At 33.9% G+C, this 23,897-nt stretch carries 21 protein-coding genes; 9 read left to right on the forward strand and 12 right to left on the reverse strand.

Features of this window, described 5'->3' with window-relative positions; all coding sequences use genetic code 11:
- Positions 1 to 62: 62 nt before the first annotated feature.
- Together FDY99_RS06605 and truA are read right to left on the reverse strand one after the other, a co-directional pair.
- Positions 63 to 416, reverse strand: a complete 354-nt coding sequence (locus tag FDY99_RS06605) for a hypothetical protein (RefSeq protein ID WP_139420124.1) — start codon at positions 414 to 416, stop codon at positions 63 to 65.
- Positions 417 to 546: 130 nt separating this feature from the next.
- Positions 547 to 1,281, reverse strand: coding sequence for a tRNA pseudouridine(38-40) synthase TruA (gene truA / locus FDY99_RS06610; protein ID WP_139420126.1), 735 nt, complete (start codon positions 1,279 to 1,281; stop codon positions 547 to 549).
- Positions 1,282 to 1,465: 184 nt separating this feature from the next.
- Between truA and lpxK the strand changes: the two genes are divergently transcribed.
- The 4 genes from lpxK (at position 1,466) to FDY99_RS06630 (ending at position 5,837) form a co-directional block, all read left to right on the forward strand.
- Positions 1,466 to 2,494 carry a tetraacyldisaccharide 4'-kinase gene (gene lpxK, locus FDY99_RS06615; protein ID WP_074232238.1) on the forward strand — a complete coding sequence of 343 codons (1,029 nt, stop codon included), beginning with the start codon at positions 1,466 to 1,468 and terminating at the stop codon, positions 2,492 to 2,494.
- 133 nt (positions 2,495 to 2,627) lie between these two features.
- Positions 2,628 to 3,143 carry a TlpA family protein disulfide reductase gene (locus FDY99_RS06620; RefSeq protein ID WP_139420128.1) on the forward strand — a complete coding sequence of 172 codons (516 nt, stop codon included), beginning with the start codon at positions 2,628 to 2,630 and terminating at the stop codon, positions 3,141 to 3,143.
- A gap of 84 nt (positions 3,144 to 3,227) precedes the next feature.
- The gene (gene dinB / locus FDY99_RS06625) at positions 3,228 to 4,322 is read left to right on the forward strand and encodes a DNA polymerase IV (protein WP_139420130.1); all 1,095 of its coding nucleotides are present in this window, start codon (positions 3,228 to 3,230) and stop codon (positions 4,320 to 4,322) included.
- 42 nt (positions 4,323 to 4,364) lie between these two features.
- Entirely contained in the window at positions 4,365 to 5,837 is a 1,473-nt protein-coding gene (locus tag FDY99_RS06630; RefSeq protein ID WP_139420132.1) for an alpha-amylase, read from the forward strand.
- 235 nt (positions 5,838 to 6,072) lie between these two features.
- Here the strand turns inward: FDY99_RS06630 and FDY99_RS06635 are convergent, their stop codons facing one another.
- Positions 6,073 to 8,214: a S9 family peptidase gene (locus FDY99_RS06635; protein ID WP_139420134.1), complete on the reverse strand. Its 2,142-nt coding sequence runs from the start codon at positions 8,212 to 8,214 to the stop codon at positions 6,073 to 6,075.
- Between the two features lie 195 nt (positions 8,215 to 8,409).
- Between FDY99_RS06635 and deoD the strand changes: the two genes are divergently transcribed.
- Positions 8,410 to 9,120, forward strand: coding sequence for a purine-nucleoside phosphorylase (gene deoD, locus FDY99_RS06640; RefSeq protein ID WP_139420136.1), 711 nt, complete (start codon positions 8,410 to 8,412; stop codon positions 9,118 to 9,120).
- 53 nt (positions 9,121 to 9,173) lie between these two features.
- On the opposite strand, the gene FDY99_RS06645 is transcribed toward deoD, so the two are convergent.
- The 4 genes from FDY99_RS06645 to FDY99_RS06660 form a co-directional block, all read right to left on the reverse strand.
- A complete protein-coding gene (locus FDY99_RS06645) occupies positions 9,174 to 9,959 on the reverse strand; it encodes a TatD family hydrolase (RefSeq protein WP_139420138.1) in 786 nt (261 codons plus the stop codon).
- Positions 9,956 to 10,276, reverse strand: coding sequence for a hypothetical protein (locus FDY99_RS06650; RefSeq protein ID WP_139420140.1), 321 nt, complete (start codon positions 10,274 to 10,276; stop codon positions 9,956 to 9,958). The genes FDY99_RS06645 and FDY99_RS06650 overlap by 4 nt, the downstream gene beginning before the upstream one ends.
- A gap of 77 nt (positions 10,277 to 10,353) precedes the next feature.
- Positions 10,354 to 11,004: a hypothetical protein gene (locus FDY99_RS06655; RefSeq protein ID WP_139420142.1), complete on the reverse strand. Its 651-nt coding sequence runs from the start codon at positions 11,002 to 11,004 to the stop codon at positions 10,354 to 10,356.
- 2 nt (positions 11,005 to 11,006) lie between these two features.
- A complete protein-coding gene (locus FDY99_RS06660) occupies positions 11,007 to 11,720 on the reverse strand; it encodes a DUF434 domain-containing protein (protein ID WP_139420144.1) in 714 nt (237 codons plus the stop codon).
- 292 nt (positions 11,721 to 12,012) lie between these two features.
- Here FDY99_RS06660 and FDY99_RS06665 point away from each other — a divergent pair, with 292 nt between their 5' ends.
- The 4 genes from FDY99_RS06665 (at position 12,013) to xylE (ending at position 16,730) form a co-directional block, all read left to right on the forward strand.
- Positions 12,013 to 13,182 carry a xylulokinase gene (locus FDY99_RS06665; protein WP_317129815.1) on the forward strand — a complete coding sequence of 390 codons (1,170 nt, stop codon included), beginning with the start codon at positions 12,013 to 12,015 and terminating at the stop codon, positions 13,180 to 13,182.
- 15 nt (positions 13,183 to 13,197) lie between these two features.
- Positions 13,198 to 13,497, forward strand: a complete 300-nt coding sequence (locus FDY99_RS23640) for a hypothetical protein (RefSeq protein WP_317129816.1) — start codon at positions 13,198 to 13,200, stop codon at positions 13,495 to 13,497.
- Positions 13,498 to 13,767: 270 nt separating this feature from the next.
- A complete protein-coding gene (gene xylA / locus FDY99_RS06670; protein ID WP_139420146.1) occupies positions 13,768 to 15,096 on the forward strand; it encodes a xylose isomerase in 1,329 nt (442 codons plus the stop codon).
- A 212-nt stretch (positions 15,097 to 15,308) separates the two neighbouring features.
- Complete coding sequence (xylE, locus tag FDY99_RS06675) at positions 15,309 to 16,730, forward strand: D-xylose transporter XylE (protein ID WP_139420148.1); 1,422 nt, start codon at positions 15,309 to 15,311, stop codon at positions 16,728 to 16,730.
- 79 nt (positions 16,731 to 16,809) lie between these two features.
- Here the strand turns inward: xylE and FDY99_RS06680 are convergent, their stop codons facing one another.
- The 5 genes from FDY99_RS06680 to FDY99_RS06700 all read right to left on the reverse strand — a co-directional run bounded on the left by FDY99_RS06680 (position 16,810) and on the right by FDY99_RS06700 (position 23,893).
- Complete coding sequence (locus tag FDY99_RS06680) at positions 16,810 to 17,073, reverse strand: hypothetical protein (protein ID WP_139420150.1); 264 nt, start codon at positions 17,071 to 17,073, stop codon at positions 16,810 to 16,812.
- An 18-nt stretch (positions 17,074 to 17,091) separates the two neighbouring features.
- Positions 17,092 to 18,675: a Na+/H+ antiporter gene (locus FDY99_RS06685; protein ID WP_139420152.1), complete on the reverse strand. Its 1,584-nt coding sequence runs from the start codon at positions 18,673 to 18,675 to the stop codon at positions 17,092 to 17,094.
- Between the two features lie 232 nt (positions 18,676 to 18,907).
- Entirely contained in the window at positions 18,908 to 19,537 is a 630-nt protein-coding gene (locus tag FDY99_RS06690; RefSeq protein WP_139420154.1) for a hypothetical protein, read from the reverse strand.
- Positions 19,538 to 19,995: 458 nt separating this feature from the next.
- Positions 19,996 to 21,033 (reverse strand): hypothetical protein, encoded by a 1,038-nt coding sequence (locus tag FDY99_RS06695; RefSeq protein WP_139420156.1) that lies wholly within the window; start codon positions 21,031 to 21,033, stop codon positions 19,996 to 19,998.
- A gap of 10 nt (positions 21,034 to 21,043) precedes the next feature.
- Entirely contained in the window at positions 21,044 to 23,893 is a 2,850-nt protein-coding gene (locus tag FDY99_RS06700; RefSeq protein ID WP_139420158.1) for a hypothetical protein, read from the reverse strand.
- Positions 23,894 to 23,897 lie beyond the last annotated feature (4 nt).

The following is a 23,897-nucleotide window of genomic DNA, read 5'->3' on the forward strand; positions in this document are numbered from 1 at the left end:
ATTTTACTGGTCAAAGAATTGAGATAGAAAATTAAAGATATCTTTTATTTACTGATGTATATTTAGTGAAGGTTCTTTGTATGTTCGGCACCTATTTCTTCAATTTCCAAAACCGGACTTTGAGTATTTTCTTTTATGAATCTGTTCTCAAGAATTCTGTACACTCCATAAACACAACCAATCGCAAATAGCCAACTGATAATATTAATTCCTGAAAAACCTGCGTAATTATTGTCATTCAAGGAATTTGGATCTGTAAAAGCAACATACATTCCGTAGGAAAACAAAAACAATAGCTGGAATCCTAAATAAATACCGATCGCCAAAAGCCCGAAATGCCATTTTGTTTTACCAAATCTCTCAGCCAAACCTGCATAATAACGATATGCGCCCACAAGAATAATTATTGACATCATAGTTTTTAGTTTTTTAATCTTTTTTTGAATTAAACACAAATTACACAAATATTTTTCACAAATTAGCACAAAAGCACGAAAATTATTTGTGAAGATTAGTGTTGATATTCGTGAAATTTGTGTTTAAATATCAATGAAATTCATAACCTACATCCACCAAAAACAGCGCGTGAGCCGGAGCAGAAGTTCCCGCGGAATTTCGGTTTTTATTTTCGATCACTTTTCTAATATCTTCCGGCTGTATTTTTCCAGAACCTACTTCTACCATTGTTCCTACAATCGCTCTTACCATATTTCGCAGAAAACGGTTTGCTGAAATGGTGAATTTTAATTCGGTTCCGTTTTGCTCCCATTCTGCTTTATACATTTTGCAGAGATTGGTTTTGTTGTCGGTATGCAGTTTTGCAAAACTGGTAAAATCTTCATATTCAAAAAGAATTTTGCAGGCTTCATTCATTTTATTAATGTCTAAAGGTTTTCGCCAATGTTGCCAAGCCGAATCCTGCGTAAACGGATTTTTTTCCAAAGAAATATAATATTCATAGGTTCTGAAAGTCGCATCAAAACGAGCATGAAAATCATTTTTAACTTCAAAAATTCGTTTTATCGAAATATCCGCAGGCAAAAAACTATTCAATTTATGTGAAAGATGATCACTCAAAACCTGATCGGTCTCAAAATGGGCAAACATTTTCTTGGCGTGAACTCCGGTATCTGTTCTTCCGGCTCCTGTTGTTTTAATTTCTTCCCTTAAAATCGTAGAAAGAGCTCTTTCTAATTCTTCCTGTACGGAAATATCTTTTGGCTGAATCTGATAACCAAAGTAATTTTTACCGTTGTATGAAAATTCTATAAAATATCTCAATGTGAATCAATATTAGATTTTAGAAATAAAATGTGCGGAATGATAAAATATTGTCCTTTGTTTTACTTCTTAAACGTTCCTGCAAAAATACTTTAATTTGATGGCAAAAAAAATTGTTAATTTATTTCGAAAACTGATTAAAAATATCAATTAACGGTTTTAAAATTCTTATTTTTGTCAGCGTATGAAAAGATGGTACCTCTACCCTTTTTCCTTAGGTTATCACATGGTTACGGGCATCCGAAACACAATGTACGATCTGGGAATTTTTAAGTCTACGAAATTCAAGACACCGATTATCAATGTCGGCAATCTTTCTGTGGGCGGAAGCGGAAAATCACCAATGGTGATGTATTTGGCAAAATCTTTATCAAAACATTACAGAACAGGCGTTCTTTCCAGAGGTTACGGCAGATTAACGAAAGGATATGATGTAACCAACTACGACAGTAATTATAAAACTGTGGGTGATGAAGCGATGCAGCTTTTTGAGCGTTTTAAAAACCGTTTTGTAATCGCAGTTTCCGAAGACCGAGTTCCCGGAGCAAAAAAAGTAATCGATGATATGGATCTTGATGTGTTGATTCTTGATGATGCCATGCAGCACAGAGCCATCAAAGCAGGATTCAATATTTTGATGACCGATTTTAATGATCCTTACTTTAAAGATCATCTTCTTCCGGCTGGAGATTTAAGAGAATCTAGAGCAGGAGCAAAAAGAGCAGACATTATCATGGTCAGCAAATGTCCTGATGAACTGACTGAGGAAACCAAGCAATATTATATTTCAAGGATAAAACCGGAGCGCAGTCAAAAAGTGTTTTTCTCATCTATTGGATATGACGAAAATGTTTATTCAAGAGAGAAAATGCTTCCGGATAACAATCTGAATTATTACGACATTCTTTTGATCACAGGAATTGCCAATCCGAAACCTTTATTGGCACATTTAGCAAAGTTTTCGCAACGTGTAAAGCACCTGAAATTCAGAGATCATCATAATTTTACTGATGCGGATATTAAAAATATCATCGAAGAATACAAAAAAATGGGCGAATACAAATTAATCTTAACGACTGAAAAAGATTATGTACGCCTGAAAACTTTCGACTATCTTAGAGATATGGTCTATTACTGGCCAATCAATGTGGTGATTGATAAAAAGGAAGAATTCAATCAAATGATTATGAATTATGTAAGTAAAAAACAATAGAAAATCTGCGACGAAAGTTGCAGATTTTTCATTTACTATAGATTCTTTCAATTCTTAAATTTAAGCCAATTCATGCAATTTCATTTTTAATTTAGAGGGTAATGTTTAGATTTGTAAAAATAAATATCTGCATATGAAACAGCTGTTAACTTTTATGATGTTGAGTATTTTCACTTTGGGATGTGCACAAAAAACACCTGAAGTTTCTAAAACTCAATTTTCAAAAGAAGCATTAAATCAGAAACTGGAAGATGAAAATGGAAAAAACATCAGCGTTCAGGAAATATTAAATCAACATAAAGGAAAAGTTTTAGTCATTGATTTTTGGGCTGGTTGGTGCAGAGATTGCCTTCAAGCATTACCAAAAGCTGAAGAATTGGAGAAAAACAATCCGAACATTGATTTCGTTTTCTTTTCATTAGAAAGATCAAAAGAAAAATTTGACAGCAGCCTGGAAAGATTTAATATGAAAGAAAAAGAAAATTACTGGTTTGCTTCAGGCTGGAAAAACGACTTCAACAATTATATTGAACTCAACTGGATTCCGAGATATATGGTGATTGACCAAAAATCTAACATTGCAAAATATTATGCTATTTCTCCTGAAGATCCGGAAATACAAAAGACAATTGATAAACTTTTAAAATAAAGTTGAGATTAAAATTTAGGCTAAATTTTAAATCTTAAACATAGAACTTTTCAACAAAAACCATAGAATCCATATCTTTGTGATATGGATCTTTCTTTTCCACTCCGCAAAATAATTCATGTTGATATGGATGCATTTTATGCTTCTGTGGAGCAGTATGACAATCCTGAATTACGAGGAAAAGCGATTGCAGTTGGCGGTGGTCATCGTGGAGTCGTTTCGGCGGCGAGCTATGAAGCAAGAAAATTTGGAGTCCGTTCTGCGATGCCCAGTAAAACTGCGAAAGAAAAATGTCCGCATTTAATTTTCGTTCCGCCTAGATTTGCACGGTACAAAGAAATTTCCAGAAAAATCCGCGAAATTTTCTACGAATACACCGATTTGGTAGAACCACTTTCTCTGGATGAAGCCTATCTTGATGTTACCGAAAATAAAAAAGGGATTGAATCTGCGAATCAGATTGCCAAAGAAATCCGTCAGAAAATATTTGAAGAAACCGGTTTAACCGCTTCAGCAGGAATTTCAATTAATAAATTTTTAGCAAAAGTAGCTTCAGACATTAATAAACCAAACGGACAAAAAACTATTCACCCCGAAAAAATAGAAAAATTTCTGGAAGAATTGCCTGTTGAAAAGTTTTACGGCGTCGGAAAAGTTACCGCCAACAAAATGTTTAGCCTCGCAATTTATAAAGGAAAAGATCTAAAAAACAGATCTCTTGAAGATTTAACGAGACTTTTCGGAAAATCGGGGAAATATTATTACAATGTTGTTCGTGGAATTCATCATTCTGAGGTAAAACCCAACCGCATCCAAAAAAGCGTTGCCGTAGAACGTACGTTCTTCGAAGATCTTTTTGATGAACAGCAGATCAACGAAAAATTAGAAAATCTTAGCCAAGAACTTCATCAGCGTTTACAGAAACATCAAATTCTAGGAAGATCTTTAACCTTGAAGATCAAATACAAAGATTTTTCATTATTTACCCGAAGTTTTACCAAGGAAGAATATTTTACATCTCCCGAACAATATTTTGCAACTTCAAAAAAACTTTGGGAACTCCGTCCTTTTGATAAAGCGGTACGATTATTGGGACTATCATTGTCACACCTCAACACCGAAGAAAAAAAGCAGGTTTCAGTACAGCTTAAAATTCCGTTTGAGGAGTTTGAAAATTAAAAGATTGATTTTCAACACATAATCTCACCTAAAACATTAACTATGAACCAAACCATGATTCAGTTTTTCCACTGGTATACAGAAGGAAATGGGAAACTATGGAAGCAGGCAGAAAAACAGGCAAAATATTTATCCGAATTCGGTATTACATCAGTATGGTTTCCTCCGGCTTATAAAGGAACGAATGGTGGATATTCTGTAGGATACGATGCTTACGATCTTTTTGACCTTGGAGAATTTGACCAAAAAAATTCAACTGCAACAAAATACGGAACCAAAAACGATTATAAAAAAGCCATTCAAAGCTTAAAGAAAAATAATATTGAGGTTATTGTAGATGTGGTTTTAGGTCATAAAGCTGGTGGAGATGAATTAGAAAAATTTAAAGTAGTAAAAGTTGATGAAAACAACCGTGAAAAAGTCATTTCTTCAGAAATTGAAATAGAATCTTATACAAAATTTACTTTTCCGGGACGAGGAAAAAAATATTCAGATTTTGAATGGAATTTCACTTGCTTCAGCGGTGTAGATTATGCAGAAGGCAAAGAATCACATATCTATAAAATCAAATCTGAATATGGTGATGACTGGGAAGAAATGATCGATGATGAAAAAGGAAATTACGATTATCTGATGTTCAACGACATCGAACACCGAAATCCTCATGTGCGTGAAGAGCTGAATAAATGGGCAAAATGGTATTTTGATGAAACAGATTTTGATGGAGTAAGACTGGATGCTTTAAAGCATATTTCATTTGATTTTTATAAAGAATGGCTAACGATGCTCCGTTCCAATTCCGGAAAAAATATTTTTGCGGTTGGTGAATATTGGGCTCCCGGACAATTGAATTTATTGCAAAAATATATTGAAGCTACAGAAGGTTGTATGAGTCTTTTCGACAGTTCGCTTCAAAATAATTTTCACACCGCATCCAAAGAAGGTGATTCTTATGATTTAAGAAATATTTTGTCTGAAACTTTAACAGAAGCTGACCCGATGCATTCTGTGAGTCTAGTTGATAATCACGACACCCAACCTTTGCAGGATTTGGAAGCTCCGGTTGAAGCTTGGTTCAAACCTCTTGCTTATGCCCTTATTTTATTGAGAGAAAAAGGATATCCTTGTGTTTTTTATCCAGATTTGTTTGGAGCTCATTATAAAGATAAAGACCGTGAAGGAAATGAGCAGGAAATATTTTTAGATAAAGTAGACGGTATTGAGGAACTTTTAAAAGCCAGAAAAGAAAATGCATACGGAATTCAAAGAGATTATTTTGAAGATGCCAATTGTTTAGGCTGGATTCGTGAAGGTGATGAAGAACATCAAGGTTGCGCCGTTGTTTTGAGCAATAAAGATTCTTACGAAAAACCTATGGAAATGGGTGAAAAGTATAGTGGGAAAATCTTTCATGATGCCTTAGGAAGATCTCAGGAAAAAGTACAAATACGAGAAGACGGTTGGGGAGATTTTCCTGTTCCTGCCGGAAATGTGAGTGTTTGGATTCCTGAATAATATTTTTAAAAAAATTCTCGCTGATTTTGCAGATTGAGCAGATTTTAAGAATATTAAATAAATCAGCGTAATCTGCAAAATCAGCGAGAGATCAATATTCTAAAGCATTTATCACTCAAACTATATTTTGGCTAAAGCCCATATTGAAATTATAATTTTGGAATCGGGCTAAAGCCCGCTCCTATTGATATTTAAACAAAAAAAATCCAGCCTCTCAAGACTGGATTTTTTTTTATTATTTCTTTAGATACAAATCAAAATAATCGGTCACTTTTTGCATCAAATGTACTCTGTCTTTCCCAATCACATTATGCGGATGTCCCGGATAAACAAAATAATCCATCTGAACTCCGTGATCCACGGCAGACTTGATAAACTTCATTGAATGTTGCCAAACCACAACATCATCCTGCGCTCCATGGATCATCAATAATTTACCTTGTAAGTTCTGAACTTTATCCAATAGATTCGAAGCTGCATAACCTTGAGGATTTTCCTGTGGAGTATCCATATATCTTTCGCCATACATGATTTCGTACATACTCCAGTCGATTACAGGACCACCTGCAACACCAACTTTGAAAACATTCGGTTCTTTAAGCATAAAGCTTGTTGTCATAAATCCGCCAAAACTCCAGCCGTGAATTCCCATTCTTTCGGAATCTACATAAGGAAGTGACATCAGGTATTTCACACCTTGCATTTGATCTTTCATTTCTACTGTTCCTAAGTTTCTAAAAACAGCCTGCTCAAATTTAAGCCCACGGTTTGAAGAACCTCTTCCATCCATTGTGAAAACAATATACCCGTTTTGAGCCATATATTCGTACCAAAGATTTCCTGAAGCAGGGAAAGTATTGGTCACCAATTGCAAATGCGGACCGTTGTATAAATAAACAATAGTTGGATATTTTTTATTCGGATCGAAGTTGGTTGGGAGAATAACTTTTCCATACAAGATCGTTCCGTCATCAGCTTTCAGATTGATATTTTTAATTTCCGGACGATCATAGTTTTTCAATGGGTTGTCCGATCTCAAAAGATTGGTCGCTTTTAACGTCGTTGTGTTAAGAATATCTGCAACTCTAGGTGTCGTTGCATTGCTGTAAGTATCATATAAATAATTACCGTCGCTGCTCAAAACTCCTGAATGTACCCCTTCTGCGTTGTCCATTCTCTGGGTTTTGAACGTATTCCAGTTGATTCTGTACAGATGTTTTTCGGTAGGATTATCTTGAGTAGAAACATAATATATTTCTTTTTTATTTTCATTAAACCCTAAAATATCGGTAACCAGCCAATCGCCTTTTGTAATTTGAGCAATAAGTCCTTTTTCTAAACTGTAGTGGAACAAATGATTATACCCTGTTCTCTGACTTTGCCAGATGAAATCTGTATTTGAATTCGGGAAAAACGTCAACGGATGCTGTGGTTCAACATATTTATCACTCGTTTCTTCGAACAATGTATTGATGAAGTTTCCTGTAACAGCATCATATTTATTCATTTTTAAATGATTCTGACCTCTGTTTAAAACCCCAACGAAAATAAATTTAGAATCCGGGCTCCAGGTAACTGCTGTTAAATACTGATCTTTTTCACCTTCTACTTTAAGGAAAGTTGTAGACTGATTCTTAATATTATAAACTCCCAATGTCACTTCATGAGAAGTTTTTCCAGCCATCGGATATTTTATATTGGTATTCACTGCAGGAGTTACAGACCAGTCAATTACAGGATAATCTGCAACCATGGTCTGATCCATTCTGTAAAACGCTACATTTTCAGAATTGAGAGAAGGAAAAATTCCGGTATCAATTCCAAACTCGTTTCTGTGAACATTAGAAGCTCCGTTCAGAATATTTTCGTTAGAATCATTCGTTATCGCAACTTCTTTTCCGTTTTTATTGATGAATAGATTATTGTTTTTTGTATAAACCAAAGTCTGATTATCTGCCAAGGTTTTTACATTAGAAGGATTATCTCCTAAATTTGCCGAACGTTTTACTTTCCAATCATTTCCTGATTTCTCCAACCAATACGCTTGATTATTAGCCGTCAAATAAGCTTCAGAATTGGTGATAAATTTTACAGGAGGAAGACCTTTCAACTTTTTATCTGCAAAATTTTTATTCAGCTGATATAAAGAGATCAAAGTATCCTGCTTATTCGTTTTAATATCCGTAGTCAAATATCCGCCTTTTACCGCCTGAATATAAGATTTGCTGTCGCTTGACCATGAAAACTGTGAGATATTTTTTACCGCAAGATTAGTTCTCATCCCGTTTACAGCTTCCGCCATGGTAAATTTTTGAGTTTGAGCAAAAGCCGTTCCACCCAAAACAACCATCAATAAAGAAAATTTATATAATTTCATTGTATAAAATTGAATCCGTCAAAAATAAGAAATAAAAACCACCCGTTAAGAAATGTTAAAATAAAAAGATTATGAAAATGTATTTTAAACTTTAAAAAGGATTATATATCATAATTTGAAAAGTTCCTGAATAATATCATTTTACAGTTCTCAATACACAAATTGTTATCTTTGTAAAAAATTTAAAACAAAAATATGAGCGTACACATCAGTGCAAAAAAGGGAGAGATTGCCAAAGTTGTTTTGCAACCGGGAGATCCGCTTCGTGCAAAATATATCGCAGAAAATTTTCTTGAAAACGCAAGATTAGTAAGTCAGACAAGAGGTATTTTTTACTACACTGGAACTTACAAAGGGAAAGATATCTCTGTTGGAGCAAGCGGAATGGGTTTTCCAAGTATCGGAATTTATTCTTTCGAGCTTTACACGGAATATGAAGTTGATACAATCATCAGAATTGGAACTTGTGGTGGATATTCGAGTGATGTGAAATTATTCGATATTTTGAATGTAGAAAACGCAGCCAGCGAAAGTACGTACGCAAAATATGCTTGGGGATTTGAAGAAGAGATCTTTTCTCACCAGGGAAATATTTATGATATTATCAACGAAACGGCTGAAGAATTAGGGTTAAAAGCTAAAGCAACCAACATTCACAGCAGCGATATTTTTTACAGAAAAGATCCTGCCACACCGGTAATTGCTACAAAATACAATTGTCCTGCAGTAGAAATGGAAGCTTTCGGATTGTTTGCCAATGCAAAACATTTAGGGAAAAATGCAGCGACTATTCTTACAGTTTCTGATATTATCCCAACTAAAGAATTTATTTCTGCTGACGAAAGAGAAAAAGCTTTGAAACCAATGATTGAATTGGCTTTAGAAGCAGCTTTGAAAGTGATTTAATAAAAATCAATTGATAAATAAAAAGAGCTTTACTTAATTAGTAGAGCTCTTTTTTATATTCTGAAAAAATTTCTGGCGACTTCTGTAGTTTCATCGGCAACTTCAGAAATACTTGTTTTTTTGAGATGCGCGATAGTCTGTGCTACATAAGGCAAAAACGAAGGTTCGTTTCTGCGGTTTTGCATTCTCGGCATATTTTTCGGAAGCATAAAAGGTGCATCGGTTTCAATCATCATTCTGTCGAGTGGAACATATTTGATGACTTCTTCCAAATGTTTAAATCTGTTCGTATCACTTATTGCTCCGGTAAATCCTAAATAAAATCCTTTATCCAGATAAGTTTTCGCCTCTTCTAAAGTTCCAGTAAAACAATGAACAACTGCTTTTGGAAGTTTTGATAAATATTCGTCTGTGATTTCGTTGAATCTTTTGAAAGCTGCTCTTTCATGGAGAAAAAGAGGTTTATTAATTTCAATTGATAATTCTAGTTGAGCGCGATAACATTTTTCCTGAATGGGTCTTGGTGAAAAATCTCTGTCAAAATCCAGTCCACATTCTCCAACTGAAACTACATGATCTTGTTTCAATAATTTTCTTAATTCATTAATACTTTCATTGTTGAAAGATTTTGCATCGTGAGGATGAATTCCTGCTGTAGAAAATAAAATTTCAGGATAATCTTCTACGATTTCAGCTGACTCTTTGCTTCCACGCACGCTCGTTCCTGTAAGAATCATTTGTTCTACTCCATTGTCGAGAGCTCGGTTGATAATTTCTTCTTGCTCATTGTAAAATTGTTTATTGGTCAGATTGATGCCAATATCGATAAATGTGTTCATTTTTTATTTGTTTTATTATTTATTAAAAAATATCTCGTTACATGTGCTCTGTTGATCGAGCTTTTGAAGGCTTTTTCAGAATAGAAACTTCTGTAATCAGAATCAGTTGTTCCGTTGATTTCTCTTGTGATTTTAACCCAGATTAATTTTCGTCTTTTCTTTCTTTGTTTTAAAAATTTAGTGATTTCACTAAGCTGGTCTTCTATTGCTGACTTTTCAGTTCTCCTCCATTTTTTATTTCCATGCTTTTTCAAATAAGGTCCGATTTTACCATATTCGAAGCTTCTGAAAGTTCCTTTATTGTACATGTTTTTCATCTGTCTTTATAAAAAAATTTAAAGCTAAAGTTTGGTCAAAATTACTTTGTTACTACGCAATCTTTTTACGTATCAAATCATTCATTCATAAAACCCTCCAAAAAACCAATCAGATTTTTTCCGCCGTGGCTCCAGCGAATTCCGTGGCCGTCTTTTTCTCTGACCTCAAAAACCAATTCGTGTTTGTAATGAAAGAAAACATTCCACCATGTTTTATGGTCTAAAATGAAATTAATTTTCTCCATAACGATTTGTTGTTTCTGCTGATTATTTCCTTTTACTTCGCCCCAAAATTGGTCTTCCATTCTTCCGACATGCTTTTCCCAAGCTCTTTGTGCAATGGTAATTTCCTGATTAAAAGATTTTTCGCAGGCTTCTATTAACAAACTTTTCAAAGGAGGAATTGCATTTTCGTCTCGCAGACTTGCTGAAGTCAGTCTTTGTCCTAAAATATTCAGCCAATACTCAAAAGGAATTTCTTCCAGTTGTTTTACTTTAATTGTATCTGAATTTTCAGAATCTAAAATATGAGTAAATAAATTGAAACTGTCATCACGATCAATTTTAATTTCATCGTTAAAAAATGGAAGATCGAGATCTAAAGTTTTATCTTTAAATTTTTGAATATTCAGACTCAAATTTTTAAGATGTTCTTCAGCTAAAATTCCCTGATATTTTTCTTTCCAGTCTTTTGAAAATAATGGAATATAGTCTTCAAATAAGTTCATGATTAAAACATTTTCACAAGATCAACAGACAATTTTTCTTCGTTGATCAAATATTTAACAAGATTAAACCAATTTTTAGAATGATCTAAGATCCAGGCATCAGAAGAAACAATTATTTCTGCATTTTCAACTAAAAATCTATCTGGATTAAACTCCAGTTCAACATTCCAATCAAAATTATTTTCTTGAGCAAGATCTAGAATTTTTTCTTTGATCCTTCCACTGTTTGAAACAGGTTGATCAAAGATCCAGATCAGTTTTTGTACCTGAGATCTTTGAAAAAATGTAGCAACCAATTCAATCGCTTTTTGTGTTTGATCGACTCTTTTGTAAGTTCCATGAACACCGGAAAGATCACGAAAGCAACCGTCGATTCCTTCAAAAATATAAGCTTTAGAAAGTAAACTTTCCAATAAAATCAAAACATTAAAGCCATCAAGGTAAATCGTTTTATCTTTTATATCTAAAATTTGAAGTTCTTTATTTTTTCTGTTCTGAATCTGATCTTCAGAAGCCGAAGCTCCACGCAAAGCCTGAATTTGTCGGGCTTTCAATCGGTAATGATTCCCAATCAATTCTGAGGACGCTTTTTCTGCATAATTTCGACTCAGCAAATATTTCATATCCTGAATGGCTAATTTCAGTTTATCTATCTGCTTTTGTGAAGAAAATAAGGTGTCGTCGCCTGTGTTTTTTCCACGATTTCTATCGTTCATATTCAAAAATATAATTTTTGGAGCAAATTGTTCTATTTCATTTAAAATTACATATTTGCGCAATCGATTACTCAAAATTAGCTTTTCGAGCTTCTTTTTGGGAAAAATCTTTTTTCTATAATCAAAATAATTTAAGTTTAAAATCAAATAATACAAATTCAAAATATACTTAAGACACTGAAAATAAAGGCTTAATATTAAATCCGTTATTTCAAATTTACATATTCTTAAAAATTTATTGAGTATTGCCTAAAATTATTACATTTAAAGGTTAACAATTATTAATTCATTAATGAAGTTTATAGGATATGATGTTGGAAGCTCATCGATAAAGGCTTCTATCGTAGATGAACAGGGTAAAGTGATTGCCCATGCAAAATATCCGGAAACAGAAATGCCTATTGATTCTCCAAAAATCGGTTGGGCAGAACAAGATCCGGAACAATGGTGGCAAAATCTCAGAATTCTTACTCAAAAAGTAATTGCTGAAAGTCATATCGATAAAAACGAGATCAAAGGAATTGGTATTTCTTATCAGATGCACGGTTTGGTTTTGGTGGGAAAAGATAAAGAAGTTTTGCGTCCGTCAATAATTTGGTGCGACAGTCGTGCTGTTGAAACTGGTGACCAAGCTTTCAATGATCTGGGTGAAAAAGTTTGTATGGATAAACTCCTTAATTCTCCAGGAAATTTCACTGCTTCAAAATTAAAATGGGTAAAAGAGAACGAGCCAGAAGTGTATGAAAAGATCTGGAAATTTATGCTTCCCGGAGATTTTATTGCATTGAAATTAAGCGGTGAAGCAACAACAACCGTCACCGGACTTTCTGAAGGTGTACTTTGGGATTTCCAAAAACATCAACCTTCAAAAACTTTATTAAATCATTGGGGAATTGATGAATCATTGGTTTCAAAAGTGGTTGATAATTTTACAGAGCAATGTGTCGTTTCAAAACAGGGAGCAGAAGAAAGTGGCTTACCCGAAGGAATTCCTATTCTTTACAGAGCAGGAGATCAACCGAATAACGCTTTGTCTTTAAACGTCATGAATCCCGGAGAAATTGCCGCAACGGGAGGAACTTCTGGAGTTGTTTATGGAGTAACGGATAACATTCATTCTAAAGAATCTGTGCGAGTAAACAATTTCGCACACATAAACCATACTCAGGAACAGCCGAGAATCGGGAAAATGCTTTGTTTAAATGGGGCAGGAATTCAGTACAGCTGGTTGAGACATCAGGTTGACCAGAAAAGACATTCTTACCAGGAACTGAATGATCTAGCATCGCAAATTCCAATCGGTTCGGACGGAGTTATCGTTTTACCATTTGGAAACGGAGCCGAAAGAGTTTTAAAAAATAAAGATATTGGTTCTTCTACTTACAATGTAAATTTTAACCGTCACAAAAGTGCTCATCTTTTTAGAGCAGGATTGGAAGGCATTGCCTATTCTTTCGTTTAAGGAACTGAAATTCTGATGAATGACGGTCTTCAAAAAGGTATTATTAAAGCTGGAGGAGATAATTTATTTCGCTCTTCCTTATTTGCGCAATCGATTGCATCTTTGCTAGATACTGAAATTAGAATTTTTGATACTACAGGTTCAACGGGAGCGGCAAGAGCAGCGGCAATCGGAGCAGGAGCATTTGATACTCTCAACGATATTTTAACAGAAAAAGATATTACCACAACTTATATTCCTGATTTTAAAAATATGAATCAGTACAGGGAAAGCTATGGAAAGTGGAAAAACAAATTGGAGCAAGTAATAGAATAAATAGTTGATGGTTATTAGTTGATGGATTGTAATTCAATATTTTAAAGTGAAATAATGTATTGTGAAATGCTTATAAGAACTTAGTTCTTAGTTTGGATGACGATAATGAATATTATTTTAAAGAATGACAAACTCGCAGCCCGACTTGAACGGAAATCCTTTTGCGAGGAGGAACAACGAACAAAAGATTAGGAGTGGAAGTCGGAATAGCTGCCCAAATAAAAACTCAACGATAAATTCAAAAGATCAATAAAATTTAAAATATATAATATGTCAGTTACATTAGGAAACAAAGAATATTTCAAAGGAATAGAAAAAATCAAGTTTGAAGGAAGAGAATCAGACAATCCGTTAGCGTTCAAATTTTATGATGAGAATTTGGTGGTTCGTGGAAAAACGATGAAAGAATATTTCAAATTTGCCTCAGCTTATTGGCATACATTCTGTGCAACCGGTGGAGATCCGTTCGGAGCAGGAACTCAGCAATTTGACTGGTTGACTGCTTCTAATGCAAAGCAAAGAGCGACTGAAAAAATGGATGCTGCTTTCGAATTTTTCACAAAACTGGGCGTTCCTTATTACTGTTTCCACGATTATGATTTGATCGACGAGGCAGATAATTTCCTAGAATCTACAAAAAGATTAGAATTCATCACCGATTACGCTAAAGAAAAACAAGCAGCTTCTGGTGTAAAATTACTTTGGGGAACATCTAACTGTTTTTCAAACCCCAGATTTATGAACGGTGCAGCAACCAATCCTTCATTTGATGTTTTGGCTTACGCAGGAGGTCAGGTGAAAAATGCTTTGGACGCAACGATCAAATTAGGCGGAGAAAATTACGTTTTCTGGGGCGGTCGTGAAGGTTATATGTCTTTACTAAATACCAATATGAAGCGTGAACAGGAGCATATGGCGAAGTTTTTACATTTGGCTAAAGACTATGCAAGAGCTCAAGGTTTTAAAGGGACTTTCTTCATCGAGCCAAAACCAATGGAACCTACAAAACACCAATATGATTTTGATGCGGCAACTTGTTTAAATTTCCTTCGTCAGTACGATCTATTGAATGATTTTAAATTAAATCTTGAGATAAATCACGCGACTTTAGCACAACATACTTTTGAGCACGAACTGCAAGTTGCGGCTGACAATAATGTTTTGGGAAGCATCGATGCGAACCGAGGAGATTACCAAAACGGTTGGGATACAGACCAATTCCCAGTTGATCTATATGAAATGACTCAGGCGATGTTGGTGATCATTCAGGCTGGAGGTTTCCAAGGTGGAGGAGTTAATTTCGATGCTAAGATCAGAAGAAACTCTACAGATATTGAAGATATTTTCATCGCTCACATCAGCGGAATGGACAATTTTGCGAGGTCATTCTTAGCTGCTGATAAAATTTTAGAAAAATCAAAATATTCTGAGATCAGAACCAACAGATATGCTTCTTTCGACAGTGGAAAAGGAAAGGATTTCGAAGACGGAAATCTTTCTTTAACAGATCTTGCAACTTATGCTCAAGGTTTGGGAGAAGTTGGTAGAGAAAGCGGAAAACAGGAATATCTTGAGAGTATTATTAATCAATACTTGTAATATTGGTTGATCGCAAAGGCGCAAGTTTTTTTTACTTTGAAAATAATCCTTGCTGAGAATCTAAGATTCTCAGCAAGGATTATTTTCAATACTAATTATATTAAATTTTATCTGAGATAAAATCTTTGTGCCTTAAAAACATAATGCTTGTAAATTTCTTTGCGCCTTTGCGTAAAACCCAAAAAAACAACAATTAAAAACTAAATCAAACTATGCAAATAATAGATTCTGGTCCTAACTATTCTTCAGGAACAAAGGCGCAGATCAATATGCTGTACGTTACCGTACTCACATTGGTCGCCACTTTGGGAGGACTTTTGTTTGGATACGACACCGCAGTGATTTCCGGAGCCGAAAAATCGATTCAGGAATATCTGATCATTCCTTTGGGATTGAGTTCATTGGCGCACGGAGCAACCATTTCGAGCGCATTGATCGGATGTATCATCGGTGGTGCAATTTCCGGGATGATCTCTACGAAACTGGGAAGAAAAAGATCATTGATGCTTTCTGCATTTTTGTTCTTCATCAGTGCTTTGGGAGCGGCCTATCCTGAATTTTTATTCTTCAAACACGGCGAACATTCAATGGGTGTTTTGCTGGCTTTTAATTTCTATAGAATTATCGGTGGAATTGGTGTAGGATTAGCTTCAGCGGTTTGTCCGATGTATATTGGCGAAATTGCACCTGCTGAAATACGTGGAAAATTGGTTTCTTTAAATCAGTTTGCCATTATTTTTGGAATGCTGGTCGTTTATTTTGTAAACTGGGGAATCGCAAGCGGGCAAACCGTAGAATGGATTAACGAAATCGGATGGCGATATATGTTTTTATCACTGACAATTCCTTCTGCCCTATTTGGAATTCTATTATTTTTCGTTCCTGAAACGCCACGTTATCTAACTTTTATTAATAAAGATGCGGAGGCTCTTAAAATTTTAACCAAAATAAACGGAGAAGCCCGTGGAAAAGAAATTTTCTCTGAAATAAAAAGCACCGTCGTTGAGCAAAAAAGTGAGATTTTTGCCTTTGGAAAAACCGTCATTGTCATTGGAATTTTACTTTCTGTTTTCCAACAATTTGTAGGAATAAATGTGGCTTTGTATTATGCGCCAAGAATTTTCGAAAGTATGGGCGTTCATAAAGATTCTTCGATGCTACAAACCGTTGTGATGGGATTGGTGAATGTTATATTTACGGTTATTGCAATCTTCACGGTGGATAAGTGGGGAAGAAAACCTTTATTGATTGTCGGTTCAGTTGGGATGGCGATTGGAATGTTTGCGATTGCGATCTTATCTTATTATCAAATTATCGGGATTGCCACTTTGGTGTTTATTATCCTTTACACGGCTTCATTTATGATGTCTTGGGGACCGATTTGCTGGGTTTTAATTTCAGAAATTTTCCCTAATAAAATAAGAGGAAGTGCGATTGCAATTGCTGTTGCCGCTCAATGGGCAGCCAATTATTTAATATCTTCCACTTATCCTTTTATGATGGAATTCAGTGGAGCTTTCACGTATGGATTTTACGGCGTGATGAGTGTATTATCGTTAGTTTTTGTTTGGAAATGGGTTCCTGAGACCAAAGGCAAATCTTTGGAAGAGATCGAAAAGATTTGGAAAAAATAAAATATACTTCAGTTTTATAATTAATTTGTGTGGGCATCGAGTTTTTTCGGTGCTCTTTTTTAATCAATTTAAAATTACTTCAATCAATATTTTCATTTTTTTTAAGTTGTTTAATTCTCCAAATAAATAGAACTAATGCCATCAAAATTAATATTGCTCCAACTAAACATTGTGAAAAATAATCTATGTCTTGGGTTTTTGGACTCAATAAAACTCCTAAACCTACAATTAATAAAAAAACACCTAACCCGACTTTTGTCTCAACATGAGTTCCTAAAGCACCAAAAATACCCATTAAAAACTCTGCTCCTATTTTCTTGAAAATTTTCTTGTTTTGTGACATCGAGATAATTTTTTAGAATTAAATCATCCTTAAACGTTCTTCTTCAAGATCGATTTGGAATAATTGCTGACGGATTATTTCTTCATTAATTTTCGGATCTTTATTAAGCTCTGAAAGATATTCACGCTGAGTTTCGAGCATTTCTATAAAGATAAGTTTCGTTTTCTCATTCATCCAACTGTCGTCGGCGGCTTTTGCACGTTCTTCCCAATGTCTAAGGAAAATTTCTAAACCTGCATGGTCTTTCAATTCGTTTTCATACTTGGTTTTAAGAAAATGATAAACATGTTGTTTCAAATCTTTTTTTAATTTTTGTTTCGTTAATTCTTCAGATTCTTCTTTGAAAACATCATCAAAAAACCGAGTACGTTTGATAAAATAAGGAAGCGTAAGACCCTGAACTAAAAGAGTAAGCAAAATAACGACAAACGTAATAAAGAGAATTAAATTTCTATGCGGAAAAGCTTCACCATTATCTAAAGTCACGGGAATTGCCAATGCTGCCGCCAACGAAACTACGCCCCGCATTCCTGTCCAGCCTAATAAAAGTGGCATCATCCAACGGCGTGTTCTTGAAGATGCATGAGGTTGTACACTTGGACGAAAAATCATCGTAGAAATTAATGCAGCATAAGAGCTAATCATTCTTGCAGCAATCAGAATTCCGGTTACTAAAATACCGTAACCGATGGCTGTTTCCAAGGGAATCTGATCTTCCTTAAGCCCATCTACAATTTCCGGAAGTTCTAATCCAATGATGAGGAAAACTACACCATTTAGAATAAATATCAGACTTTCCCAAACACTGTAGGCATGAATACGGCTTGTGCTGTTCAAAAATTTTAATCGTCTTGCCGACATAAAAAGTCCGCCAGCAACAACCGCCAAAACGCCCGAACTGTGAAGCTGCTCTGCAATCCAATACATCAAATAAGGTTCAATGATTGTCAATGCAATATCTGAAGGCGCATCGGTCGGAAGAAGTTTATGTGCTTTTACAAAAAGCCATCCCAAAAGCAAACCAATACCAACGCCTCCAATGACCATCCAAAAGAAACTCATCGTTGCGTCCATCCAAATAAACTGACCCGTTCCAACCGCAATCAAAGCGAATCGGAAAATGATCAATGATGAAGCGTCATTCAATAAACTTTCGCCTTCAAGAATGGTAGAGGTAGATTTTGGAATTTTGACAAATTTAGTAATCGCGCCTGTACTCACCGCATCTGGTGGAGAAACGATTCCACCAAGTAAAAACCCTAAAGCAATTGTGAATCCCGGAATAAAATAATTGGTAATTAAAGCCACTGATAAAGCGGTAAAAAATACGACCAGAAAAGCAAAACTCCCAATAATACGCCACCATTTCATCATTTCTTTAAAGGAAATATTCCAGGCTGCATCACATAATAACGGCGGAAGAAATATAAAAAAGATAAGATCCGGATCAATTTTTATGACAGGTAATCCCGGAATGAAACTGATAATCAAACCTCCAACAACCAATAAAATAGGGTAAGCAATTTTGAGTTTGGCAGCAAACATGTTTAAAACAACGATGACCGCAACCATTGCTAACAGAAAAGGTAAAAGACTGTGCATGATATTATTTGTGTTTTAAGATACAAAAATAGCAAATGTGCTGGCTTGAATTTTTTTTTATGATATTATTATATAAATCTTAATACAAAAAAGCTTCTTTGAATTTCATCTTTTTTAAGCCATTTCCCAACCATAACAAACAACAGCCTCATAACACCAGTACTATGATATCACTATCTTTTATTACTTACATATCATGAATCATTGGGTTGCTCAATCTCTGTTAATCATCTTATTGATTTTCAATAAATATTATATAATTGTTCATGAAATTTCTTGACTTGTCATCCATTGTTTCAAATTCAAATATTTCATTCTTTTTCAAAACAAACTGAGTGTTAAAATTACGATTACAATATCCTTTGCCAGACTTGGAAACTTCATCTATGATTTCAAAATGTTTTTTGGCAATTTCATCATTTTTAAATTCATAAATACGAATGTGAAAGTTATAATAATAGCTTGAAAAATTTTTATTACTTCGATCGAATTTTGTTCTCTTATTATACTTGGTATTTTTTGACCTACTTTTAACTGAATAAATCCGCATCCCTTTCATATTAATATGATATTGAATATGCTTCACACAATCGAAAATAAAACTATATTCATCTTTTGATTTATCAACTGTATATAAGATTACCTCTACATCATTTTTTTCAAATTCTTTTTTTAAATTATTTATAAGACCCAAATTGTCGGGCATATTTACCGTATGAATAGTATCATGAGTATATTTTGGGTTAATCAGTTGATATAATATAGAATCCTCTACCTTTTTTTGACAAGAAAGAACAATCAGACAGCTAAAGCTTATTAAAAGTGAGTGAAAAATTTCACTTTTTCTTACATTCTTATACATTTTTAATCACTTTAGATTTCACTTTAATTGCGATATTTCTCATTACTTTCAAATCATAAATCCTTGGCTTACCAAATCTTTTCCTTCGAGAAAACATAAAGTAATGCCGGCTGGAAATACACCAATTTTGTCCATAATGTAATAAAAAACCGTTATTTCTTTTTTTGTCGCCTATTATGCTTTATGAGATAATATATTGAAATTGGAATCACTATAAATAGAGAGATTCCTAACGAAATAAATTCCGTAATTTGGTCATACCATCTGTATGAAAAATTAATCTGTACAAAAATGAAACGACAGATAAAAAGGAAGTTAAGCCCCGTTATAAAATACCAGAACCACCTTTTCCAAGTACTTTCATTATCAGTATAACTCTCCGCTACAATTCTGAAATAAAATAGTAGACTGGCTATTTGAATCAATAAAACCAATACTATCATATCATTATTTTTTTATTATTTCCACATCATAAATCCTTGGGTTGCTAAATTTCTGCCTTCTGGGAGATATAACGTGATTGGGGGTACAAATATTCCACCTTCTCCATATTTTAAAAATAATGCTCCTCCATTTCTTAAATCTGAATCTTGACTATTTGTTATTAATCTTAATAATCGTCCTTCTCCCATATATTCCATTTTATAGTCTTTTATAGTTTCCTGAGTATACTTATTTCCCATAATATCATTTTTATATTCTTCCAATGTTTCTTCAAGATTCTGTTTATCCCTGTAATATGATCCTTTAATTCTAACATTAGAAGGAAAATCAATTTTTAACTGTGCATCTAAATCTTTATTTATATAAATTCGTCCTACCATATTGTAAAACTCTAAAGCTTTTTTTCGTACCAATTCCTGATCTAATTTTTTTAAATTTTGGCCTTTTTTCCAGCCTTCAAATTCATATGGAACTTTTGCATCAAATGTAAAATTAAATTCGTAATACTCTTTTCCTGCTGCTTCTTTCGGGCTTATCTTTTGAGTAATAACTTTTTCATCATCCAATCCCTTCTTAGATTTTTCATCAATGCTAATAATACTTATCATCACTTGCGACTCTTCTGTCAGCTTCGTTATTGGTAGAGCATCTTTTACACCTAAACTTTCATTATTTAGATTACCTATTGGATACATTTTTACCGTAACTTTTTGATCGCCTGATTTTAAAAACAATGAACTGAGTGGGGTTGGTGTAATGTAATTGGATATTTCATAATCATCAAATAAACTTACATCATTAACATAAATTTCTATTAAACAGTTCTTTTTACTCGTTCTAAAATAATATATTGGTTCACTATCATAATGCTTAATTTGTGAGTTAAGTTTCTCTACAAAATTAGCTTCTGTTATATCTTTTGCCTCTGGAAAAATATATTGGTTAATATCGTACATAGTTTTTTTATTGTAGTTTGTTGATGATTGATTTTTATTTTGGCTACAGCTAGTTATACTTATTGCAAATGCCAGTATAAAAATTACTTTTTTCATATAGAAAATTTTATTCTGTTAACGGAATCGGTTTATGGCTAATGACCTGCGGAGGAATCACCACAAATTTCTGAGACTTTTTCTCAATATTTATATCTTTTCCTTTTTTCTTCTGATCTTCTCTTTTAAAACTATATCCATATTCTCCTGCAACACCTGTAAAAATAACAGAATCTACATAATAAGGTTTTTTATCATTGGCATGGAAGAAATATCTGCGTTCAAGAAAAATACCAGTACTTATTTCAAATTTACCTCCTGCCTCTATATTTTTCACTGTAGTATTGGCTACATAATTAATAATATTCATCGCCCTTACAGGTACTTTTACATTAGCATCTATTTTTACATCTACCTTAAGCTCTTTGCTAGATCCTACTGTGGCTACCGAAGCATCTTTCACATTATCTTTTTTTAGTAAAAAGTTGGTAAGGTTGAGTTTTTTTTCGGCATTATGTATTTTAAGCTCAAAATCCATCCCGTAACCTCCTTTTACTGCTACAGAATATTCCGCTTTTGTGCCAAATACTTTTTCTATCAATTCTGCGGTAACAAATGCAAGATATTCATTTACCTTCTCAAAAGAATCTCCCAACAATTGAAGATAATGGTCAGACAATCCTGCGGCCTCATGTGCATCTTTACTAAAAGGTCTTAAAATATGCCGGTTGAAGCCTATTGTAAGAAACTCAAGTCCTTTTTGAGAAAGGTCTATCACCTTGTAAACAGGTGTTTTTTCATAAACCAAGTCACCAAGGTTTTTCTTATGCTCATGATCGATCCCAAAAAGTGGAGAAAATGCCATTCTTTCTTCAAGGAGTGGCTGTATTCCTACTTCTTCATCTTCTGCATAACGATAGCCTTTATAATAACTTACAGATGGGCTTGTGATAATGGTATGTCCTATTTTTGCAACAGTTCCTAACAGTTTTTTCTTTCTTATAGCTTCTATATTTCTTTCGGCTTTTTTTGCCATTATTTCAAGCTTTCCAGACATTTTCACTCCCGCTTTACTCATTCTGGCAAGTAATAGTTCTGCGGAAGCACCCTCTGTAACTATCAATAAAAGAATCTGTACTAATATTTCCAGCGTTACTGCTCCTGCTATAAATCCGTCAAACAAATTTGGATATTGTTCTGCATATTCTATTCGTTTGTCACATTTTCCTTTTTTATTAAAATCATAATATGCCGTAAAAGCTAAACCATAATTCTTTGCCATATCTTTTAGAAGCTCCAGAATAAAATCATTTATGCTATCTGCTATACCAAAAGGATCTACTGGGGTCAGAAGATTAAAATATTGATTGTAATTCTGAACCCAAGTAATCTTATCATCTAAACCTTCTCGCTTAACAACATCTTCATCATCCATATAATATCTAGGTCTAACAGGTTGATTATAAAAACCATGAAATGCCCAAGCTACATCAGCATAGGTGTGCAAATAAAGTCCCTTCTGATAACGGCAGGTTTCCAAACCAATTCTATGGGTATTTACAATGCCTTTCTTATCTGCTTCTGCATCCATCAGTACTCCTTTAATCTCATTTTCGAAGACATCAGTATTACGTAATGCTGCGGAAAACAAAAAATAATTCTTCATAAATTCCCAAGCCTCAGATTTATCATATTTATAATCAAAAGAAGGTTTTATGGTAATTTTTTCATCTAACTTTTCAAAAGAGTATTCGATATTAGCTTCAGTAAGAGCTTCAGTATTGATTACTCTGCCTTTGTGTGGTTTTTCCTGTTCAGTTAAACTGCTTTCAGAAAATGTGGTAAGTTTTTTATTTTGATCCGAGAGACTGCAGTTCTCTGTTTTTACAGCTTCCAGCCTTATTTTAAGTTCTTTAATATTTTTGCTATCTCTAGGCGGAACAATTGCGGATATATGTAAGACATTATTTTTAAAAACTCCTTTAGAATCCTTTGTTGTGGGGTTTTTCTCATCAAAAAGTTCTTGTTCTGGATTATCTCCGTTTTTATAGTAAACTCTTTCGTACTTGCAAGGTTCATATTTTTGAGTAAAATACTGTTCATCAGCAACAGTAACTGGGCTTAGACTTGTAATCTTTTCTGGGGGAAAAAATGATGTAATATTGAAAACAATATTCAATAGCTTGCTCTGATCTTTACCATGAAATAAGATTTGATCTCCATAGGATATCGTGAAATAGCTTTTGGCTATTACCGTATCTTTTACTTTTCCTGTTACGGCTAATAAATTTTTTCCAGAAAAATAGTCGGCGAGAATCGTTGGAGCATTTCGAAGAAAAAACTGATAATTATCTTTAAGCGTTTTGTTATCAATATAAAAATCATTCAAATCATACTCTGAAGTCATACGCAAGGTCTTTGCAAAATCTTTAATCTCAACATCATTACCATCCGCAGATTTAAGGAAAAAACGAATAGTTAAAGGGATGTTATATAATCCAAACCCTTTAAAATAGGCAGTAAATTTATGGTTTACGGCCACTTCATATATTTTTTGATCTATTGAGTCTCCCCAATATGCCTCAGTAATTTTAGGTTTAGCAAATACAGAAATATCTAATTTTGTTAATATATTATCGTGTAAATCTGTAATAATCACATTAAAAATATGGGGAACTTCGTTGGAGCCTGCATAAGATTTTAGAATTTTTAATTCTGCCTTCTTACCTTTTGTTAAATCATTCGTGTCTAACTGCACATTGTTACTATAGATTTCCCAAATGGTTTCTGTGTTCGAGGAAACATTAACTGCTTCCATATCCAAAATGACGGTTTCTGTTTTTATTACGTCAAAATCTAAATGCAGAGAGCCATTACCATCATGAGTTTTGTTGTCGTATTGGGTGATTATTCTTGCCATTATA

It is taken from the genome of Chryseobacterium mulctrae (genome assembly GCF_006175945.1).
GTDB classification, from domain to species: domain Bacteria; phylum Bacteroidota; class Bacteroidia; order Flavobacteriales; family Weeksellaceae; genus Chryseobacterium; species Chryseobacterium mulctrae.

Coding starts and splice junctions, on each gene's coding strand:
- xylE (WP_139420148.1), top strand. CDS start 15,309: ATGCAAATAATAGATTCTGGTCCTAACTATTCTTCAGGAACAAAGGCG.
- FDY99_RS06630 (WP_139420132.1), top strand. CDS start 4,365: ATGAACCAAACCATGATTCAGTTTTTCCACTGGTATACAGAAGGAAAT.
- FDY99_RS06635 (WP_139420134.1), bottom strand. CDS start 8,214: ATGAAATTATATAAATTTTCTTTATTGATGGTTGTTTTGGGTGGAACG.
- FDY99_RS06690 (WP_139420154.1), bottom strand. CDS start 19,537: ATGTATAAGAATGTAAGAAAAAGTGAAATTTTTCACTCACTTTTAATA.
- FDY99_RS06695 (WP_139420156.1), bottom strand. CDS start 21,033: ATGAAAAAAGTAATTTTTATACTGGCATTTGCAATAAGTATAACTAGC.
- FDY99_RS06665 (WP_317129815.1), top strand. CDS start 12,013: ATGAAGTTTATAGGATATGATGTTGGAAGCTCATCGATAAAGGCTTCT.
- FDY99_RS06620 (WP_139420128.1), top strand. CDS start 2,628: ATGAAACAGCTGTTAACTTTTATGATGTTGAGTATTTTCACTTTGGGA.
- FDY99_RS06685 (WP_139420152.1), bottom strand. CDS start 18,675: ATGCACAGTCTTTTACCTTTTCTGTTAGCAATGGTTGCGGTCATCGTT.
- FDY99_RS06645 (WP_139420138.1), bottom strand. CDS start 9,959: ATGAACACATTTATCGATATTGGCATCAATCTGACCAATAAACAATTT.
- lpxK (WP_074232238.1), top strand. CDS start 1,466: ATGAAAAGATGGTACCTCTACCCTTTTTCCTTAGGTTATCACATGGTT.
- dinB (WP_139420130.1), top strand. CDS start 3,228: ATGGATCTTTCTTTTCCACTCCGCAAAATAATTCATGTTGATATGGAT.
- deoD (WP_139420136.1), top strand. CDS start 8,410: ATGAGCGTACACATCAGTGCAAAAAAGGGAGAGATTGCCAAAGTTGTT.
- FDY99_RS06660 (WP_139420144.1), bottom strand. CDS start 11,720: ATGAACGATAGAAATCGTGGAAAAAACACAGGCGACGACACCTTATTT.
- FDY99_RS23640 (WP_317129816.1), top strand. CDS start 13,198: ATGAATGACGGTCTTCAAAAAGGTATTATTAAAGCTGGAGGAGATAAT.
- FDY99_RS06655 (WP_139420142.1), bottom strand. CDS start 11,004: ATGAACTTATTTGAAGACTATATTCCATTATTTTCAAAAGACTGGAAA.
- FDY99_RS06680 (WP_139420150.1), bottom strand. CDS start 17,073: ATGTCACAAAACAAGAAAATTTTCAAGAAAATAGGAGCAGAGTTTTTA.
- FDY99_RS06605 (WP_139420124.1), bottom strand. CDS start 416: ATGATGTCAATAATTATTCTTGTGGGCGCATATCGTTATTATGCAGGT.
- FDY99_RS06650 (WP_139420140.1), bottom strand. CDS start 10,276: ATGAAAAACATGTACAATAAAGGAACTTTCAGAAGCTTCGAATATGGT.
- FDY99_RS06700 (WP_139420158.1), bottom strand. CDS start 23,893: ATGGCAAGAATAATCACCCAATACGACAACAAAACTCATGATGGTAAT.
- xylA (WP_139420146.1), top strand. CDS start 13,768: ATGTCAGTTACATTAGGAAACAAAGAATATTTCAAAGGAATAGAAAAA.